This window comes from Pseudomonas sp. P7758 (assembly GCF_013386485.1).
Lineage (GTDB): Bacteria > Pseudomonadota > Gammaproteobacteria > Pseudomonadales > Pseudomonadaceae > Aquipseudomonas.
This window is the reverse complement of sequence record NZ_JACARS010000060.1, coordinates 31314-51090: the sequence shown is the minus strand read 5'-3', so window position 1 is coordinate 51090 and position 19777 is coordinate 31314. Positions and strand designations below refer to the sequence as shown.

The 19777-nt window shown below is 60.5% G+C and carries 17 protein-coding genes; 1 reads left to right on the top strand and 16 read right to left on the bottom strand.

The features are described from left to right. Positions 1–95: 95 nt before the first annotated feature. The 8 genes from rpoS to HX873_RS13315 all read right to left on the bottom strand — a co-directional run bounded on the left by rpoS (position 96) and on the right by HX873_RS13315 (position 7216). Positions 96–1100: an RNA polymerase sigma factor RpoS gene (gene rpoS, locus HX873_RS13350; RefSeq protein ID WP_003219274.1), complete on the bottom strand. Its 1005-nt coding sequence runs from the start codon at positions 1098–1100 to the stop codon at positions 96–98. Between the two features lie 105 nt (positions 1101–1205). Next, positions 1206–2042, bottom strand: coding sequence for a peptidoglycan DD-metalloendopeptidase family protein (locus tag HX873_RS13345; RefSeq protein WP_032898924.1), 837 nt, complete (start codon positions 2040–2042; stop codon positions 1206–1208). 210 nt (positions 2043–2252) lie between these two features. Beyond that, complete coding sequence (locus tag HX873_RS13340) at positions 2253–2888, bottom strand: protein-L-isoaspartate(D-aspartate) O-methyltransferase (RefSeq protein WP_008432211.1); 636 nt, start codon at positions 2886–2888, stop codon at positions 2253–2255. A gap of 41 nt (positions 2889–2929) precedes the next feature. Continuing rightward, the gene (gene surE / locus HX873_RS13335; protein WP_003219278.1) at positions 2930–3679 is read right to left on the bottom strand and encodes a 5'/3'-nucleotidase SurE; all 750 of its coding nucleotides are present in this window, start codon (positions 3677–3679) and stop codon (positions 2930–2932) included. Next, positions 3667–4725 carry a tRNA pseudouridine(13) synthase TruD gene (truD, locus tag HX873_RS13330; RefSeq protein WP_177122769.1) on the bottom strand — a complete coding sequence of 353 codons (1059 nt, stop codon included), beginning with the start codon at positions 4723–4725 and terminating at the stop codon, positions 3667–3669. The genes surE and truD overlap by 13 nt, the downstream gene beginning before the upstream one ends. Continuing rightward, entirely contained in the window at positions 4722–5195 is a 474-nt protein-coding gene (gene ispF, locus HX873_RS13325) for a 2-C-methyl-D-erythritol 2,4-cyclodiphosphate synthase (protein WP_003219282.1), read from the bottom strand. The genes truD and ispF overlap by 4 nt, the downstream gene beginning before the upstream one ends. Before the next feature lie 54 nt (positions 5196–5249). After that, positions 5250–6095 (bottom strand): S-formylglutathione hydrolase, encoded by an 846-nt coding sequence (gene fghA / locus HX873_RS13320; protein WP_003219284.1) that lies wholly within the window; start codon positions 6093–6095, stop codon positions 5250–5252. Between the two features lie 8 nt (positions 6096–6103). After that, on the bottom strand, positions 6104–7216 hold the full coding sequence (locus tag HX873_RS13315; RefSeq protein WP_003219285.1) for an S-(hydroxymethyl)glutathione dehydrogenase/class III alcohol dehydrogenase: 1113 nt from the start codon (positions 7214–7216) through the stop codon (positions 6104–6106). Positions 7217–7325: 109 nt separating this feature from the next. Between HX873_RS13315 and HX873_RS13310 the strand changes: the two genes are divergently transcribed. Then, positions 7326–8222 (top strand): LysR substrate-binding domain-containing protein, encoded by an 897-nt coding sequence (locus tag HX873_RS13310; protein ID WP_003219287.1) that lies wholly within the window; start codon positions 7326–7328, stop codon positions 8220–8222. Between the two features lie 26 nt (positions 8223–8248). On the opposite strand, the gene ispD is transcribed toward HX873_RS13310, so the two are convergent. The 8 genes from ispD to dnaE form a co-directional block, all read right to left on the bottom strand. After that, complete coding sequence (gene ispD / locus HX873_RS13305; RefSeq protein WP_134325832.1) at positions 8249–8959, bottom strand: 2-C-methyl-D-erythritol 4-phosphate cytidylyltransferase; 711 nt, start codon at positions 8957–8959, stop codon at positions 8249–8251. Next, positions 8956–9234, bottom strand: coding sequence for a cell division protein FtsB (ftsB, locus tag HX873_RS13300; protein WP_003219292.1), 279 nt, complete (start codon positions 9232–9234; stop codon positions 8956–8958). Before ftsB ends, ispD begins: the two co-directional genes overlap by 4 nt. 171 nt (positions 9235–9405) lie before the next feature. Beyond that, positions 9406–10695 carry a phosphopyruvate hydratase gene (eno, locus tag HX873_RS13295; RefSeq protein WP_003219294.1) on the bottom strand — a complete coding sequence of 430 codons (1290 nt, stop codon included), beginning with the start codon at positions 10693–10695 and terminating at the stop codon, positions 9406–9408. Between the two features lie 156 nt (positions 10696–10851). Next, positions 10852–11697: a 3-deoxy-8-phosphooctulonate synthase gene (gene kdsA / locus HX873_RS13290; protein WP_177122768.1), complete on the bottom strand. Its 846-nt coding sequence runs from the start codon at positions 11695–11697 to the stop codon at positions 10852–10854. Positions 11698–11702: 5 nt separating this feature from the next. Then, on the bottom strand, positions 11703–13334 hold the full coding sequence (locus HX873_RS13285; protein ID WP_177122767.1) for a CTP synthase: 1632 nt from the start codon (positions 13332–13334) through the stop codon (positions 11703–11705). Between the two features lie 273 nt (positions 13335–13607). Continuing rightward, positions 13608–14927 (bottom strand): tRNA lysidine(34) synthetase TilS, encoded by a 1320-nt coding sequence (gene tilS, locus HX873_RS13280; protein WP_177122766.1) that lies wholly within the window; start codon positions 14925–14927, stop codon positions 13608–13610. 176 nt (positions 14928–15103) lie between these two features. Beyond that, the gene (locus HX873_RS13275; RefSeq protein ID WP_003219302.1) at positions 15104–16051 is read right to left on the bottom strand and encodes an acetyl-CoA carboxylase carboxyltransferase subunit alpha; all 948 of its coding nucleotides are present in this window, start codon (positions 16049–16051) and stop codon (positions 15104–15106) included. A 139-nt stretch (positions 16052–16190) separates the two neighbouring features. Beyond that, positions 16191–19712, bottom strand: a complete 3522-nt coding sequence (gene dnaE, locus HX873_RS13270) for a DNA polymerase III subunit alpha (protein WP_177122765.1) — start codon at positions 19710–19712, stop codon at positions 16191–16193. Between the last annotated feature and the right edge of the window lie 65 nt (positions 19713–19777).

Here is a 19777-nt window from a genome sequence, read left to right as displayed (position 1 = left end):
GCTTGCTCGGGAAAGCGGTGAATCAGTCGCCAGATAGGCTGACTGAAACACCGTATTCGCGAGCAAGCCCGCTCCCACATTTCATCCTGCGTCGTTTATTGAAACAACGACTCACTCGACAAGCCATTCTTCTCGAGGATCTCGCGCAAGCGCTTGAGGCCCTCGACCTGGATCTGCCGCACCCGCTCACGGGTCAAGCCAATCTCCAGGCCAACATCTTCCAGGGTGCTGCTTTCGTGGCCGCGCAGCCCGAAGCGGCGAATCACCACCTCACGCTGTTTGTCCGTCAGCTCCGAAAGCCACTGGTCGATGCTTTGCGACAGATCGTCATCCTGCAGCAACTCACATGGGTCCGTAGGACGATCATCGGTCAGGGTGTCCAGCAGGGTTTTATCCGAATCCGGACCCAGCGAGACATCGACGGAAGACACTCGCTCATTGAGACCGAGCATGCGCTTGACCTCTCCCACCGGTTTTTCCAGCAGGTTGGCGATTTCTTCAGGCGAAGGTTCATGATCGAGTTTCTGTGTCAGCTCACGCGCCGCCCGCAGGTAGACGTTGAGCTCCTTGACCACATGGATCGGCAACCGGATCGTACGGGTCTGATTCATGATCGCCCGTTCGATGGTCTGACGAATCCACCAGGTGGCGTAGGTCGAAAAGCGGAAGCCCCGCTCAGGGTCGAACTTTTCCACCGCCCGGATCAGGCCGAGATTGCCTTCCTCGATCAAGTCCAACAGGGACAGCCCACGATTGACGTAGCGTCGGGCGATTTTCACCACCAGTCGCAGGTTGCTTTCAATCATGCGCTTGCGCCCAGCCGGATCGCCCTTTTGCGACAAGCGCGCAAAATGGACTTCTTCTTCGGGAGTGAGCAGAGGGGAAAAGCCGATTTCATTGAGGTACAACTGAGTCGCGTCGAGCGCCCGTGTGTAATCAATGTACTTGTGTTGCTTTAACGCGGTGGAGTTCTTGGATTTGGTGCGAACTGAAGGTACAGCAGGTCCCTCATTCGACATCGATTCCGTATCGATGACAGTCTCCATAAGGAGAACCTCATCGTCGATGTCAAACTCCGGCGCTTCTTTACTGAGAGCCATTGTTATAGTCCTTTGGTGAGTTCGACCTCAAGCTCAAGCGACGCCTTTATCCTTGGCAACGCTGGAGCCTGTTCCTACTACGTGAGGAACAGGCTGTGCAACACATCAACGACGGGGAAGGAATTGCAGCGGATCAACAGGCTTCCCTTGGCGGCGAATCTCAAAGTGCAGTTTCACCCGGTCTGTACCAGTTGACCCCATTTCGGCAATTGTCTGTCCGACTTTGACCTGCTGCCCCTCCCGAACCAACAGCCTGCGGTTGTGACCGTAGGCACTGACGTAGGTATCGCTGTGTTTGATGATGACCAGCTCGCCGTAGCCCCGTAAACCACTCCCGGCGTACACCACTGTCCCATCAGACGCAGCTAAAACAGGCTGTCCCAAATCCCCGGCGATATCAATGCCTTTATTCAAACTACCGTTTGAAGAGAATTTTCCAATAAGGATGCCATTTGAGGGCCATCCCCAGCCGGTCGGTGCGGGCCCCGCCGGCGGCATCGGCGCAGGTGCCGGCTTGCTCGCAACGCTAGGCGCGGCGGTGCCTGCAGGCCGGGTGATGATGGTGGTCTTGCTCGAAGACGACGGCGAAGAAGCCGTGTTTGTGACTACCGCGGTCGGTGTTGAACCGGTTCGTCCATCGAAACGAATGGTCTGACCTGGATGTATCGTGTATGGCACAGGGATGTTGTTACGGGCGGCGAGCGCCTTGTAATCCCAGCCATAACGAAAGGCGATCGAGAACATCGTATCGCCCTTGCGCACGACGTATTGGCCTGTGGTAACGGTAGGTTTCTGCGGTACCGCGTTATTGCGGTCGACCACCCGCGCACCACCGGATGGCGTGCTTGAACAAGCCGCCAGCAAGGAACTCAAGACAAGGCCAATCACCAGTCGCTGAAAGCTTGTTTGACTCATACGCTGTGCAATGACCGTGAGACTCACCCGCCGCTCCCTTTGTGGTGGCTGACTATGAACGCCTGTATCAGGCTTGAAATATGACGCAAGTATAACTGGCCGTTGGGTTTTTACTGGAAACACGATTCTAAAGAAAATTTCATCATGTTTAGCTCCGACGGCTGATGATGTGGACTCAACAGACCCCGCTGTAAGACACATACCCGGCAATAGAATTCAGTACGCAGGAATAATTGATCAGGCCAGCGGACCGTTGAGCAGCGGGACAAAACGCACGGCGCCGAGCACATGCCGGGAAAAGCCCTCTTCCTCGCGAATGATCAACATTAATTGTTGCACTTCGCCGGCGCCCACCGGAATCACCAGGCGCCCGCCGGGAGCCAGTTGATCGAGCAAGGCCTGGGGCACGTCGGTCGCCACCGCGGTGACGATAATGCCGTTGTATGGCGCCAGTGCCGGCCAGCCTTCCCAGCCATCACCCCAACGGAACACCACGTTGCGCAGGTTCAACTCCACCAGGCGTTCCTTGGCCCGGTCTTGCAACACCTTGATGCGCTCCACGGAAAACACCCGCTCCACCAGCTGCGACAACACGGCCGTCTGGTAGCCGGAGCCGGTGCCGATTTCCAGCACCTTGTCCAGCGGGCCCGCCGCCAGCAGCAACTCACTCATCCGCGCCACCATATAGGGCTGGGAGATGGTCTGGTTGTGGCCGATGGGCAAGGCTGTGTCTTCATAGGCGCGGTGCGCCAGGGCTTCATCGACAAACAGATGCCGCGGGGTACGCCGGATGACTTCCAGCACCTGGGCATTGGACAGCCCTTCTTCATACAGGCGCTGGATCAATCGCTCGCGGGTGCGCTGGGAGGTCATCCCGATGCCCCGGCGCAGCAGGTCGTCTTGTTCACGAGCCATCAGCGCAGCCCCTCCAGCCAGCCATCGAGGCTACTGAAGGCATCACTGAAGGTGCGATCGAGTTGCAACGGGGTAATCGAGACATAACCTTGCATCACCGCATGAAAGTCCGTGCCCTCGCCACCGTCCTCGGCATCGCCGGCAGCGGCAATCCAGTACCCTTCCCTGCCACGCGGGTCGACCACTTTCAGCGGCGCTGCCGCACGGGCACGGTGGCCGAGGCGGGTCAGCTGGATACCGCGAATGTGGTCCAGGGGCAGATTGGGAATATTGACGTTGAGCACCGTGCGAGGCGGCAGGACCAGGGTGTCATGGGCCTCCACCAACTTGCGGGCGAAATACGCCGCAGTCGCCAGGTTGTCCAGTTGACGGGACGCAAACGAAAAAGCGAACGAGGTCCGACCGAGGAAGCGCCCTTCAAGGGCTGCCGCCACCGTACCGGAATACAGCACGTCGTCACCCAGGTTGGCGCCCAGGTTGATCCCGGAAACCACCAGGTCCGGCTCGCGGTCCAGCAGGCTGTTGATCGCCAGGTGCACGCAGTCGGTCGGCGTGCCATTCACGCTGATAAAGCCGTTGGGCAACGTCTGTGTATGCAACGGACGGTCGAGCGTCAGCGAGCTGCTGGCGCCGCTTTTGTCCTGGTCCGGGGCAACCACCACGCACTCGGCGTAATCCGCCAGCGCAGCATGAAGCGCGGCAAGGCCGGGTGCAGTGACCCCGTCGTCGTTAGATATCAGAATACGCATGGGCTGTCCGTCTGCCCCACCGGCACCAGATCTACAAGCTCGCGCACCAAGACAGTGGCGAAGCATCCAGCCGGCAGGACGAATTCCAATTGCAGAATGTCAGGTTCGGGATAATGCCACGTCAACCCGCCAATGGGCAGTCGAAGAATGCGACGTTCCTGGCTCATGCCGGCATTCACCAGCCAATCCCGCAGTTCGGCTTCACCGTCGGCAATCGCCTGTTCCAGCGCGAAGGTTGCTCCCGCCGCCGGCGAATCACCTTCGCCCCACTGCGGGCCGGTGGGATGCAGGTCGAGGATTGCCAGGCGCGGGTCGCTGCATTCAGCCTCCCCCGCCGGGAAAAAGCTGCGGCTGTCGGTAAACGCCAGCAAGTCACCGACCTGGGCGCGCTGCCAGGAACCGTCGGCCACCCGCGCCGCCAGCACTTTATTGAACAGGAAGCTGCGGGCCGTCGAGAGCAGGCGCGAACGCACATTGCGCTGCTCCGGCAAGGCCTTGCGCGCCGCCCAGTCACGGGCATCGACGACGTTGCCGCCGTTATGGCCGAAACGCTGGGCGCCGAAGTAGTTGGGGATGCCTTTCCGGGCGATCAGTTGCAGGCGGGCGTCGATGGCCGCCGCATCCCCGGCAAACTGGGTCAGGCGCAAGGTAAAGCCGTTGGCCGAATGCGCGCCGCGCTGCAGCTTGCGCTTGTGACGGCCGGTCTTGAGGATCTTCAGGGTGTCGTTTTCAGCCGCGCTCAGGTCCGGGTCCGCCTTGCCCGGCAACTGCACGCTGAACCACTGGCGTGTCAGCGCCTGGCGGTCCTTGAGCCCGGCGTAGCTGACGGTACGCAATGGCACGCCCGCCGCCTTGGCAATCCGCCGCGCCGCCTCTTCGGTATTCAGGCCGCGCTTTTCCACCCACAACCACAGGTGTTCACCCTCGCCGGTCAGCGGGATATCCAGCACTTCATCCACCTGGAAGTCTTCAGCGGTGGCCTTCAGAACAGCGCTGCCCAAGGCCTCGCCATAGGCACGCGGGCCCAGCAGTTGCAGATCATTCATGCGCGCAGCAACAAGGCAACGGAGTGCACGGCAATGCCCTCTTCGCGACCGGTAAACCCGAGCTTTTCGGTGGTGGTGGCTTTTACGTTCACTTGATCCAACTCAACTTGAAGATCCGCGGCAATCAGCGCGCGCATCGTTTCGATATGCGGTGCCATCTTGGGCGCCTGGGCGACGATGGTGTTGTCGACGTTGCCGACCTTCCAGCCCTTGGCATGGATCAAGCCGACCACGTGACGCAACAGCACACGGCTGTCCGCGCCCTTGAAGGTCGGGTCGGTGTCCGGAAAGTGCTTGCCGATGTCGCCCAACGCGGCTGCGCCGAGCAAGGCATCGCTCAAGGCATGCAGCACCACGTCGCCGTCGGAATGAGCCAGCAACCCGTGGTGGTGCGCGATCCGCACGCCGCCTAGGGTGATGAAATCGCCTTCGGCGAAACGGTGCACATCATAGCCGTGGCCAATACGCATAAAAAAACGCCCCGATTTAATTCAGGGCGTGATTCTACCTACTTTTGCCTCACATTAACCGAGCAAAGCGCGCGCGTGATGGCGTAAGTGGTCTTCGATGAAGCTGGCGATAAAGAAGTAGCTGTGGTCATAGCCCGGTTGCAGGCGCAGCTCCAGCGGATGGTTCGCCGCCCTGGCCGCTTGTTGCAACGCTTCAGGCTTGAGCTGCACCGCGAGGAAATCGTCGCGGTCGCCCTGGTCCACCAGCAATGGCAGCTTTTCCGAGGCTTCGCTGATCAACACGCAGGCATCCCATTCGCGCCATTTCGAGCGCTCTTCGCCGAGGTAGCGGGAGAATGCCTTCTGGCCCCACGGGCAATCCATCGGGTTGTTGATCGGCGAGAACGCCGACACCGACTGATAACGCCCCGGGTTGCGCAAGGCACACACCAGCGCACCATGGCCGCCCATGGAGTGGCCGCTGATCCCGCGTTTGGCCGACGCCGGGAAATGCGCCTCGACCAATGCCGGCAACTCCTGCACCACGTAGTCATGCATCCGATAGTGCTGGGCCCAGGGCTCCTGGGTGGCGTTCAGGTAGAAACCGGCGCCCAGGCCAAAGTCCCAGGCGTTGTCCGGATCACCCGGCACACCGGGGCCGCGCGGGCTGGTGTCCGGCGCAACAATGATCAACCCCAGCTCGGCTGCCATGCGTTGCGCGCCGGCCTTCTGCATGAAGTTCTCATCGGTGCAGGTCAGGCCCGATAGCCAGTACAGCACCGGCAATTTGCCGCCCTGCTCCGCTTGCGGCGGCAGGTACACGGCGAAGGTCATGTCGCAACCCAGCACGTCGGAATGATGCTTGTAGCGTTTATGCCAGCCGCCGAAGCTTTTCTGGCACGACAGGTTTTCCAGACTCATGGCCGACCTCAGAAGTGAATGACGGTGCGGATGCTCTTGCCTTCATGCATCAGGTCAAACGCCTTGTTGATATCTTCCAGGCCCATGGTGTGGGTGATGAACGTATCCAGCGGGATTTCACCGGTCTGGGCCATTTCCACATAGCTTGGCAACTCGCTGCGACCGCGCACGCCGCCGAACGCCGAACCGCGCCAGACGCGGCCGGTGACCAGCTGGAACGGACGGGTAGCAATTTCCTGGCCGGCGCCGGCCACGCCGATGATCACCGACTCGCCCCAACCTTTGTGGCAGCACTCAAGGGCCGCACGCATCAGTTGGACATTGCCGATGCACTCGAAGGAAAAATCGACGCCGCCGTCGGTCAAATCGACGATCACGTCCTGGATCGGGCGGTCGTAGTCTTTCGGGTTGATGCAGTCGGTGGCACCCAGCTGCCTGGCGATTTCAAACTTGGCCGGGTTGATGTCGATGGCAATGATGCGGCCGGCCTTGGCTTTCACCGCGCCGATCACCGCCGACAGGCCGATGCCGCCCAGGCCGAAGATGGCCACGGTGTCGCCTGGCTTGACCTTGGCGGTGTTGATCACTGCACCGATACCGGTGGTGACACCACAGCCCAGCAGGCAGACTTTTTCCAGCGGCGCTTCTTTGGGAATCTTCGCTACGGAGATTTCCGGCAGCACGGTGTATTCGGAGAAGGTCGAAGTGCCCATGTAGTGGAAAATCGGCTGGCCCTTGTAGGAAAAGCGCGAAGTACCGTCGGGCATCAGGCCTTTGCCCTGGGTGGCGCGAATCGCCTGGCAGAGGTTGGTCTTGCCCGACAGGCAGAATTTGCACTTGCCGCATTCCGGGGTGTACAGCGGGATCACGTGGTCGCCCACCGCCACCGAGGTCACGCCTTCGCCGATGGCTTCAACCACGGCGCCGCCTTCGTGGCCGAGGATCGACGGGAAAATGCCTTCCGGGTCCGCGCCAGACAGGGTGTAGGCATCGGTATGGCACACACCGGACGCCACCACCCGCAACAGCACCTCGCCCGCCTTGGGCATGGCCACATCCACTTCAACGATCTCGAGGGGTTTCTTGGCTTCGAAGGCTACGGCCGCGCGGGACTTGATCATCCGGTTTCTCCATCGGGTTAAAAACGTAAGGCCGGCAGTGTAAAACATGCTCATCTGATTAATAATCCAGACAAAAGCAAAACATTATTGCCGTACAGGGACAATCAGCATGCTGGAAAACCGCTGGGAGGGCATCGACGAGTTCGTCGCCGTGGCCGAATGCAGCCAATTCACCGCGGCCGCCGAGCGCCTGGGCGTGTCGTCGTCCCATATCAGCCGCCAGGTCGCGCGACTGGAAGAGCGCCTGCAAACACGCTTGCTGTATCGCAGCACGCGCAAGGTGACATTGACCGAAGCCGGCCAGACCTTCCTGCAACATTGCCAGCGATTGCAGGACGGTCGCGAAGAAGCCTTGCGCGCCGTGGGCGACCTGGCCAGCGAGCCCAAGGGAATGTTGCGCATGACCTGCGCAGTGGCTTACGGCGAGCGTTTTATCGTGCCGCTGGTGACGCGGTTCATGGCGCTTTATCCGCAATTGCGCGTGGACGTGGAATTGACCAACCGCCAGCTGGACCTGGTGCACGAAGGCCTGGACCTGGCGATTCGCCTCGGGCGCCTGGCGGATTCGCGCATGGTTGCCAGCCGCCTCGCGCCGCGGCGCATGTACCTGTGCGCGTCACCGTCCTACCTGGCCAGGTACGGGCGGCCACATAGCTTGTCGGAGTTAAGCCGGCATAACTGCCTGATCGGCAGCTCGGATATTTGGCAACTGGCCCAGGACGGGCGCGAATTTTCCCAGCGGGTACAGGGAAACTGGCGCTGCAACAGCGGGCAAGCGGTGCTGGATGCGGCCCTGCAAGGTGTCGGTCTTTGCCAGTTGCCGGACTATTACGTGCTGGAGCATTTGCACAGCGGCGCACTGGTGTCGTTACTCGAAGCCCATCAACCGCCCAACACCGCGGTTTGGGCGCTGTACCCGCAACAACGCCACCTTTCGCCCAAGGTGCGAAAACTGGTGGACTTTCTCAAGGAGGGCCTGGGCAACCATCCCGTCTACCTGAGATAGACTGCTACGGCCCGGCTGGCTGATCGTCAGGAAGACTGGAAGGCCCGACGCTGGCGCAGCCATTCTAGGTCTTCCGGGCGGGTGACCTTGAGGTTGTCGGAACGGCCTTCGATCAGGCGAGGCGCATGCCCGGCCCATTCCATGGCCGAGGCTTCGTCGGTGATGACCACGTCCGAGACCAGGCTGTCGGCCAAGGCCCGGTGCAGCGCGCCAAGGTGGAACATCTGCGGGGTGTAGGCCTGCCAGATCGGCGTGCGATCAACCGTTTCCAACACGCGCCCGTGCTTGTCGGCGCGCTTGAGGGTGTCCCGCGCCGGCACGGCCAGCAGCCCACCCACGCTGTCGTCGGCCAGTTCAAAGAGCAACTTGTCCAGGTCATCGCGGCTGAGGTTCGGCCGGGCGGCGTCATGCACCAGCACCCAATCGTCATCGCTGGCGCCCTGGCCGTGCAGGTAAAGCAAGGCATTGAGCACCGAACCCGAGCGCTCTTCGCCGCCGTCAACGCGCACAATGCGTGGGTCGGCGGCGCAAGCCAGGGTCGGCCAGTAAGGGTCATCCATCGCAACGCTGACCACCAGCCCCTTGAGGCCCGGATGATCGAGGAAACAGCCAAGGCTGTGTTCGAGAATAGTGCGCCCACCCAATTGCAAGTACTGCTTGGGACGGTCCGCGGCCATACGGGCACCCACGCCCGCGGCAGGAATCACGGCCCAGAAGGCCGGTGACGAAATGCTCATTGGGCCAACTGGTAGAGGGTTTCGCCCTCCTTGACCATGCCCAACTCATGGCGAGCCCGCTCTTCAACGGTCTCCATGCCTTTCTTCAATTCAAGTACTTCGGCATCGAGCACGCGATTGCGCTCCAGCAACACTTCGTTTTCGGCGTGCTGTGCGGCAATTTGCTGGGTCAGTTCGGTGACCTGCGCCAAGCTGCCATTCCCCACCCAAAGGCGGTACTGCAGGCCAGCCAGCAGCAAGAGCAAGACGAGGAACAACCAATTGGGACTGCGCATCGAATATCGGGTATCCAGTGAAAAAAGACAGCCATGCAAAACTTTTGCAGCAACTGATAGCACGAAGCCTGGAAAAACCAGGCTTGTGCTTGTTAGTCATGAGATTAGCGCCGAAATTCACGCTGCCGTGATTTTTCCGACGTAATCCGCTGACCTTTTACCATTTAACAATCAGCCGCGAAACTCGCTGCGACCGTTGTACTTGGCTTTGCCGCCCAGTTGCTCTTCGATACGCAGCAATTGGTTGTACTTGGAAACGCGATCGGAACGGCACAGGGAACCGGTCTTGATCTGCCCAGCCGAAGTGCCCACGGCCAGGTCGGCAATGGTCGAGTCTTCGGTTTCGCCGGAGCGGTGGGAGATCACGGCGGTGTAGCCCGCAGCCTTGGCCATCTGGATGGCTTCCAGGGTTTCTGTCAGGGTGCCGATCTGGTTGAACTTGATCAGGATCGAGTTGGCGATCTTTTTGTCGATGCCTTCTTTCAGGATCTTGGTGTTGGTCACGAACAGGTCGTCGCCCACCAGCTGGATCTTCTCGCCGATCTTGTCGGTCAACACTTTCCAGCCAGCCCAGTCGGACTCGTCCAGGCCGTCTTCGATCGAGATGATCGGGTAGCGCTCGGTCAGGCCCTTGAGGTAGTCAGCAAAACCTTCCGAGGTGAACACGTGGCCTTCGCCGGACAGGTTGTACTTGCCGTCTTCGTAGAATTCGCTGGCCGCGCAGTCCAGGGCCAGGGTCACGTCGGTGCCCAGCTTGTAGCCGGCGTTGGCCACGGCTTCGGAGATCACTTTCAGTGCGTCTTCGTTGGACGCCAGGTTCGGCGCGAAACCACCTTCGTCACCCACTGCAGTGCTCAGGCCACGGGCCTTCAGCACAGCCTTGAGGTGATGGAAAATCTCGGTGCCCATGCGCAGGCCTTCGGAGAAGGTCTTGGCGCCAACCGGCTGCACCATGAATTCCTGGATGTCGACGTTGTTATCAGCGTGCTCGCCACCGTTGATGATGTTCATCATCGGAACCGGCATCGAGTAGACACCCGGAGTGCCGTTCAGGTTGGCGATGTGGGCGTACAGCGGCAGGTCCTGGTCCTGTGCAGCGGCCTTGGCAGCGGCCAGGGACACGGCGAGGATGGCGTTGGCGCCCAGGCTGCCTTTGTTTTCGGTACCGTCGAGCTTGATCATCGCGTGATCGAGGGCTTTCTGGTCAAGTGGATCCTTGCCCAGCAGCAGGTCGCGGATCGGGCCATTGATGTTGGCCACCGCCTTGAGTACACCCTTGCCCAGGTAACGGCTCTTGTCGCCATCACGCAGTTCCAGTGCTTCGCGGGAACCTGTGGAAGCACCGGACGGCGCGCAGGCGCTGCCGATGATGCCGTTATCGAGAAGCACGTCGGCTTCGACGGTAGGGTTGCCACGGGAGTCGAGAACTTCACGACCTTTGATGTCGACGATTTTTGCCATTGTTGTAAACACTCCAAAGTTGACGAAAACGACGCAGCTGAAGGAAATCTTTTGACCGACCGCAAGGGTGGAACAACGGGCAGGCTTGCAGGCGACAAGGCTCAGGCCCGTGGGCCTGAGCGTAAAGCGAGGGAAAGTCTACCGGAGAAATGGCGCTTACGCGGTCTCTACCGTCGGAAAACTCTTGACCAGGTCGTCCAACTGCTTCAACTGGGCCAGGAATGGCTCCAGCTTGTCCAGGCGCAGGGCGCATGGGCCGTCGCACTTGGCGTTGTCCGGGTCCGGGTGGGCTTCCAGGAACAAACCTGCCAGGGACTGGCTGATGCCGGCCTTGGCCAGGTCCAGTACCTGGGCACGGCGCCCGCCAGCGGAATCGGCGCGACCACCGGGCATTTGCAGCGCGTGGGTCACGTCGAAGAACACTGGGTATTCGAACTGTTTCATGATGCCGAAACCGAGCATGTCCACCACGAGGTTGTTGTAGCCGAAGCTCGAACCACGCTCGCAGAGGATCAACTGGTCGTTACCCGCTTCCACGCACTTGTTCAGGATATGTTTCATTTCCTGAGGCGCGAGGAACTGGGCTTTCTTGATATTGATCACAGCGCCGGTCTTGGCCATCGCGACCACGAGGTCGGTCTGGCGCGACAGGAAGGCAGGCAACTGGATGATGTCGCACACCTCGGCAACCACGGCAGCCTGCTCAGGCTCGTGGACGTCGGTGATGATCGGCACGCCGAAGGCTTGCTTGATGTCCTGGAAGATCCGCATGCCTTCTTCAAGGCCCGGGCCGCGGTAGGAGGTCACGGACGAACGGTTGGCCTTGTCGAAGCTGGCCTTGAATACGTAGGGGATACCGAGTATCTCGGTCACCTTCACGTACTCTTCACAGACCTGCATCGCCATGTCGCGGCTTTCCAGCACGTTCATGCCGCCGAACAGCACCATGGGCTTGTCGTTGGCAATCTCGATGTCGCCTACGCGAATGATCTTCTGGGCCATCAGGTTTACGCCTTCTTCTGATGTTGCGTCAGTGCTGCTTTAACGAAGCCGCTGAACAACGGGTGACCGTCGCGCGGGGTCGAGGTGAACTCCGGGTGGAACTGGCAAGCCACGAACCAAGGATGATCCGGTGCTTCAACCACTTCAACCAGCGCGCCATCACCGGAACGACCGGAGATTTTCAGGCCGGCTTCCATAATTTTCGGCAGCAGGTTGTTGTTCACTTCGTAGCGGTGACGGTGACGCTCGACAATCACGTCCTTGCCGTAGCAATCGTTAACCAGGGACCCCGGCTCCAGCAGGCAATCCTGCGCGCCGAGGCGCATGGTGCCGCCCAGGTCGGAGGCTTCGGTACGGGTTTCGACGGCGCCGGTGGCATCTTCCCACTCGGTGATCAGGCCCACGACCGGATGGCCGCTGGTGCGATCGAACTCGGTGGAGTTGGCGTCTTTCCAGCCCATCACGTTACGGGCGAACTCGATGACCGCCACTTGCATGCCCAGGCAGATACCCAGGTACGGCACCTTGTTCTCACGAGCGTACTGGACGGCAGTGATCTTGCCTTCCACGCCACGCAGACCGAAGCCGCCCGGAACCAGGATGGCATCAACGCCTTCCAGCAGCGCGGTGCCCTGGTTCTCGATGTCTTCGGAGTCGATGTAGCGCAGGTTGACCTTGGTACGGTTGCTGATACCCGCGTGGCTCATCGCTTCGATCAGCGACTTGTAGGCGTCCAGCAGCTCCATGTACTTGCCGACCATGGCGATGGTGACTTCATGCTCAGGGTTGAGCTTGGCGTCGACCACGGCTTCCCACTCGGACAGATCGGCGCCGCCACATTGCAGGCCGAAGCGCTCGACGACAAAATCATCCAGGCCCTGGGAATGCAGGATGCCCGGGATCTTGTAGATGGTGTCGGCGTCTTCCAGGGCGATTACCGCACGTTCTTCAACGTTGGTGAACTGGGCGATCTTGCGACGGGACGCGATGTCGATCGCGTGGTCGGAGCGGCACACCAGCACGTCCGGCTGCAGGCCGATGGAACGCAGTTCCTTGACCGAGTGCTGGGTAGGCTTGGTTTTGGTTTCGCCGGCGGTGGCGATGTACGGCACCAGCGTCAGGTGCATCAGCATCGCGCGCTTGGCGCCGACTTCGAAACGCAACTGGCGGATGGCTTCGAGGAACGGTTGGGATTCGATGTCACCCACGGTGCCACCGATCTCGACCATCGCCACGTCGGCATCGCCTGCACCCTTGATGATGCGGCGCTTGATTTCGTCGGTGATGTGCGGGATCACCTGGATGGTTGCACCCAGGTAGTCACCACGGCGCTCCTTGCGCAGCACGTGCTCGTAGACACGGCCGGTGGTGAAGTTGTTGTTCTGGGTCATGGTCGTGCGGATGAACCGCTCGTAGTGGCCCAGGTCCAGGTCGGTCTCGGCGCCGTCGTGGGTGACGAACACTTCACCGTGCTGGAACGGGCTCATGGTGCCCGGGTCAACGTTGATGTACGGGTCCAGCTTGAGCATGGTGACCTTAAGTCCCCGCGCCTCCAGGATGGCCGCCAATGAAGCGGAGGCAATGCCTTTCCCCAATGAAGAAACAACACCGCCCGTGACGAATATGTAGCGCGTCATGAAAAACCCTAGAAGTCTGCGTTAAAGCGGTCCGAGCCGCCGGGGAAAGCGAAGGAAGGCCGAAGCCCCCGATCACCTGCATTAATCACAGTGCACCTTTCAAAAAAACCGCCGCGTTGTGACAGACCAGCAATGAAACACCGGTACGTTGATCGCTACACATTTTTTGGAATCGCCCAGCAAAGACTGCTTGGTAATCGGCAACTGCTGCGATTCAGGCGAATCCACAGAAGTTGTATCAAGAAGGGAGCGTAGTCTACCGGAAAGGCTCTATCAGCTCAAACCTTGATCGCAGGTTGGTGGCATCCAATGTAATTGCCAGCCGGTACCGCCACCCGCCGCAAGCCCCGGCAGGTTGGCCACAGCCAGCAATTGCTGGCCCTGATACAGCAGCGGCAATCTGCCACGGATGAAGCCTGGCACCGCACTTTCGTTAAGCAAGCGCTTCAGGTCGCGCCGGCCCCGGCCTGGCAATTCCATGATTTCACCGCCCTGGCGATAACGGATGCTCAGGGGGCCTTCGGGTGCACTGCCGCTGAAGCGCACTTGGCCGTTACCGGGTAACCGTAGTGGGTTTTGCGGGTGCGGCCAGCTCACCGATGCGTCAGAAAATTCCGACAAACTGGCAGGTAACCACCAGATAAGTCCACCACAACGGTGCAATTGACCGTCGGCCAGGCGCCAGAGTGGCTGTGCATCGTGTTTGGCGTCGCGCAAGGTCGCCCAGCCGGTCCAGTGGTCGCTGTCGGGCAAGCGTGTCAACGGTGTCAGCCAGTACCTAAGTGCGTTGCGCTGGCGGACATCGGAGAGCGCGGCAAGCGGTTCAAGGGTCAGCGAAGGCAATGCCAGCCAGGGAAACACCGGGTGCTGGCTGGCGGCCAGCAGGTCCATCTGCGCCAGTTCGTCGAGCAAGCCGTGGGCTTCGCTCAGATGTTCGGCGCTGCGGGCCATGGTGCTGACGGCTTGGGGCCAACGTTCGGTCAGGTGTGGGAAAACATGGTGGCGCAGGTAATTGCGGGAGAAACGCGGATCAGCGTTCGACGGGTCTTCGATCCAGGTCAATTGATGTTCACGGGCGTAGGCTTCAAGCTCGGCGCGAGACACATCCAGCAAGGGTCGCACCAGATAGCCATCTGCCAAAGGGCGCTGCGCGGGCATTGCCGCCAGGCCACGCACGCCAGCCCCACGCAACAGCCGAAACAGTAAGGTTTCTGCCTGATCGTCACGGTGCTGGCCCGTGACCAGCAACTCCCCTGCCCCGGTGACCTCGGCAAACGCCTGATACCGCGCGTCACGGGCCGCGCGCTCCAGGCTTGCACCTTGTTGCACTTGCACGCGGATCACCCGCAGAGGCACGCACAAGGCGTCGCACACGGACTGGCAATGGGCCGGCCACGCGTCAGCCGCAGCCTGCAGCCCATGATGAACATGAAGCGCACTGAGTGGCGGAAGCTTGTCGGTTTTGGCCAGAGTGGCCAGGAGGTGCAGCAGGACGGTGGAGTCGAGGCCGCCGGAGAAGGCGATGTGCCAGGCCGGGGCGTTGCGCCAGGGCGCGACGGCTTGCAGGAGCTTGGCGGTTAACGTGGGCTTCATAGCAAAGTACGCCATCAATCTGGAATGCGATAACCCAGCATACACAAAGCAAATGTGGGAGCGGGCTTGCTCGCGAATGCAGTGTGTCAGTCGCCAACTATATTGACTGAATCACCGCCTTCGCGAGCAAGCCCGCTCCCACACAAGCCAGCTCCCACATTTAGTAACGCGTCGGCTTAGAGACCGTAGCTCATCAGGCGCTCGTAACGACGGGCCAGCAGCGCCTCGTTGTCGAACTTCTTGAGCATCGCCAGCTGCGAGCTGAGTTCGGCACGAATGGTCGCGGCAGCGGCAGCCGGGTCACGGTGGGCGCCGCCCAATGGCTCGGCGATCACTTTATCCACGATACCCAGGCCTTTCAGGCGATCGGCAGTGATGCCCATGGCTTCCGCGGCATCCGGTGCCTTCTCGGCGGTTTTCCACAGGATCGAGGCGCAACCTTCCGGCGAGATCACCGCGTAGGTGGAATATTGCAGCATGTTCAGCTGGTCGCAGACGCCAATCGCCAATGCGCCGCCGGAACCGCCTTCGCCGATCACGGTAGCGATGATTGGCGTCTTCAGGCGCGCCATTACCCGCAGGTTCCAGGCGATCGCTTCGCTCTGGTTGCGCTCTTCAGCGTCGATACCCGGGTAGGCGCCCGGGGTGTCGATGAAGGTCAGGATCGGCATCTTGAAGCGCTCGGCCATTTCCATCAGGCGACAGGCCTTGCGGTAGCCTTCAGGGCGCGGCATGCCGAAGTTGCGGCGGACTTTCTCGCGCACTTCACGGCCTTTCTGGTGACCGATGACCATCACTGGCTGGTCGTCCAGGCGAGCGATACCGCCCACGATGGCGGCATCGTCGGAGAAGTGACGGTCGCCGTGCAGCTCATCGAACTCGGTAAAGATATGGTCGATGTAGTCCAGGGTGTACGGACGGCGCGGGTGGCGGGCCAGGCGCGCGATCTGCCAGCTGGTCAGCTTGCCGAAGATGTCTTCGGTAAGCGTGCTGCTCTTGTCTTGCAGGCGAGCGATTTCATCGCCGATATTCAGCGAATTGTCATTGCCGACCAGGCGCAGCTCTTCGATCTTGGCTTGCAGGTCAGCGATCGGCTGTTCGAAATCAAGAAAATTCGGGTTCATAAGCGTCCGTCTTGGGTCGACGGCCAAGGAGTGCCTGGCCAGCCGGTTGTCTATTCGCGCCCTACCTTAAGGGAGAGGCGCGGTTAGGTCGAGATTAAATGTTCGGTCGAGATCAGGCGATCTTCGTACTGCCTGACCGTCAACGGTATTGGAGGAAGACGTTGTCACGCCCGAACTGGTCACGCAATGCTTGAATCAAGCCATCGGCGGGGTCAATTCGCCACGTCTCGCCAAACTGCAACATCGCCTTGGCGTCGTTGCCGGTGTACTCCATGGTCACCGGGCAGGCGCCACGGTGGCGTTTAAGCAAGTCACCCAACCAGCGTAGCTGATCACCTTTGAGCGCATCGGTCTTGACCTTCAGGCGCAGGCTTTCGGCCAGGTTGGTGCGAGCATCTTCCATGCTCATCACGCGCTTGATCCGCAGGCGCAGGCCGCCGGAGAAGTCGTCGTTGCTGACCTCCCCTTCCACCACCACCATCGCGTCGGTCTGCAACAGCGACTGGGCGGAATGGAAGGCATCGGCAAACAGCGACGCTTCGATCCGGCCCGAGCGGTCGTCGAGGGTGATGAAACCCATCTTGTCGCCCTTTTTATTCTTCATCACCCGCAGCGCGATGATCATGCCTGCGACGGTCTGGGTATCCCGCGCCGGCTTCAGGTCGATGATGCGCTGGCGGGCGAAACGCCGGATTTCACCTTCATATTCGTCAATCGGGTGACCGGTGAGGTACAGGCCCAGGGTGTCTTTCTCACCCTTGAGGCGCTCCTTGAGGGTCAGGTCCTTGGCCTTGCGATGGTTGGCGTAGACGTCGGCATCTTCTTCGACGAACAGCCCACCAAACAGGTCGGCGTGGCCGCTGTCGTGGGTGCGTGCGGTCTGCTCGGCGGCCTTGATCGCTTCTTCCATGGCGGTCAGCAATACCGCGCGGTTGCGGTCGATATTGGCCTGGTACGCCTTCGACTCGTCATGGAAGTACGGGCCCAGGCGATCCAGGGCGCCGCTGCGGATCAAGCCATCCAGAGTACGTTTGTTGATGCGCTTGAGGTCGACCCGGGCGCAGAAATCGAACAGGTCCTTGAACGGCCCGTCCTGACGCGCTTCGGTAATCGCCTCCACCGGGCCTTCGCCCACGCCCTTGATCGCGCCGAGGCCATAGATGATGCGGCCTTCGTCGTTCACCGTGAACTTGAACTCGGAAGTGTTCACGTCCGGCGCGTCGAGGCGCAGCTTCATGGTGCGCACTTCCTCGATCAAGGTCACGACCTTGTCGGTGTTGTGCATATCCGCAGACAGTACCGCCGCCATGAACGGCGCCGGGTAGTGAGCCTTCAGCCACGCAGTCTGGTAAGACACCAGGCCATAGGCGGCAGAGTGGGATTTGTTGAAGCCGTAACCGGCGAACTTTTCCACCAGGTCGAAGATGTTACCGGCCAGGTCGGCGTCGATGTTGTTGGTGGCGCAACCTTCAATGAAGCCACCGCGCTGCTTGGCCATTTCCTCGGGCTTTTTCTTACCCATGGCTCGACGCAGCATGTCCGCGCCGCCAAGGGTGTAGCCGGCCATGACCTGGGCAATCTGCATCACCTGTTCTTGATACAGGATGATGCCGTAGGTCGGTGCCAGTACCGGCTTGAGACCTTCGTACTGGTAGTCGGAGTGCGGGTAAGCCAGCTCGGCACGCCCGTGCTTACGGTTGATGAAGTCATCCACCATGCCCGATTGCAGCGGGCCCGGACGGAACAGGGCCACCAGTGCGATCAAGTCTTCCAGGCAGTCGGGCTTGAGCTTTTTGATCAGCTCTTTCATGCCGCGGGATTCAAGCTGGAACACGGCCGTGGTTTCGGCTTTTTGCAGCAGGCTGTAGGTCGGCTTGTCATCCAGCGGGATAAACGCGATATCCAGCGGTGGCTCATTGACCTTGGCGCGGTCGCGGTTGATGGTCTTCAGCGCCCAGTCGATGATCGTCAGGGTACGCAGGCCGAGGAAGTCGAACTTCACCAGGCCGGCCGCCTCCACGTCGTCCTTGTCGAACTGGGTTACCAGGCCGTCGCCTTCTTCGTCGCAATAGATCGGCGAAAAGTCGGTCAGCTTGGTAGGCGCGATTACTACACCACCGGCGTGTTTACCGACGTTACGCACCACGCCTTCGAGCTTGCGCGCCATGTCCCAGATTTCAGCCGCTTCTTCATCGACCTTGATGAAGTCCCGCAGGATTTCTTCCTGCTCGTAGGCTTTTTCCAGGGTCATGCCGACTTCAAACGGAATCATCTTCGACAGGCGGTCAGCCAGGCCGTAGGACTTGCCCTGTACCCGGGCCACGTCGCGAATTACCGCTTTCGCCGCCATGGAACCGAAGGTGATGATCTGGCTTACCGCGTTACGGCCGTATTTCTCGGCCACGTACTCAATAACTCGGTCGCGACCATCCATGCAGAAGTCGACGTCGAAGTCGGGCATCGATACCCGTTCCGGGTTAAGGAAACGTTCGAACAGCAGGTCATATTCCAGCGGGTCGAGGTCGGTGATCTTCTGCACATAGGCCACCAGCGACCCAGCACCCGATCCACGGCCTGGGCCCACCGGCACGCCGTTGCTTTTGGCCCACTGGATAAAGTCCATTACGATCAGGAAGTAACCGGGGAACCCCATCTGGATAATGATATCCAGCTCGAAATTCAGGCGGTCGACGTAGACCTGGCGCTTGGCTTCATAATCTTCAGTGGTGTCCTTGGGCAGCAGGACGCTCAGGCGTTCCTCCAAACCGTCGAACGAGACCTTGCGGAAATACTCGTCGATGGTCATGCCATCGGGAATCGGGAAGTTGGGCAGGAAGTGCTTGCCCAGCTTCACTTCAATATTGCAGCGCTTGGCAATTTCGACGGAGTTTTCCAGGGCCTCGGGCAGGTCACTGAACAGCTCGGCCATTTCATCGGCGCTTTTGAGGTACTGCTCTTCGCTGTAGTTTTTCGAGCGGCGCGGATCGTCCAGCGCCCGGCCTTCGCCGATGCATACGCGGGTTTCGTGGGCCTCGAAGTCTTCCTTCTTGATAAAGCGTACATCGTTGGTCGCGACCAGCGGCGCGCCAAGCTTTTCAGCCAGGGCCACGGCGGCGTGCAACTGCTCTTCATCGTTGGGGCGGTTGGTGCGCTGGATTTCCAGGTAGAAACGGTCGGGGAACACCTCCATCCACTCACGGGCGAGCACTTCAGCCTCATGAGGATTGCCGCCCAACAGCGCGATACCGATTTCACCCTCTTTGGCCGCCGAGAGCATGATCAGCCCTTCGCTGGCCTCGGCCACCCATTCGCGCTCGATGATGATCGAGCCGTTGCGCTGGCCATCGATGAAGCCACGGGAAATCAGTTCGGTGAGATTGCGATAACCCACGCCGTTCATCGCCAACAGGCTGATGCGGCTCAGTGGGTTATCCGGGTCCTTGTTCGACAGCCACAGGTCGGCACCGCAGATCGGCTTGATGCCGGCGCCCATGGCGGCCTTGTAGAACTTGACCAGGGAACACATGTTGTTCTGGTCGGTCACCGCCACGGCAGGCATGTTCATGCCCACCAGCGTTTTGACCAGGGGTTTGATCCGTACCAGGCCGTCGACCAGGGAGTATTCAGTGTGCAGGCGCAGGTGAACGAATGAAGCCGGCATAGTGATCCTGTACAAAACGTGGAGACAACAAGGCCCGGATTGTACCGGGCCTTGGCAAAAACATC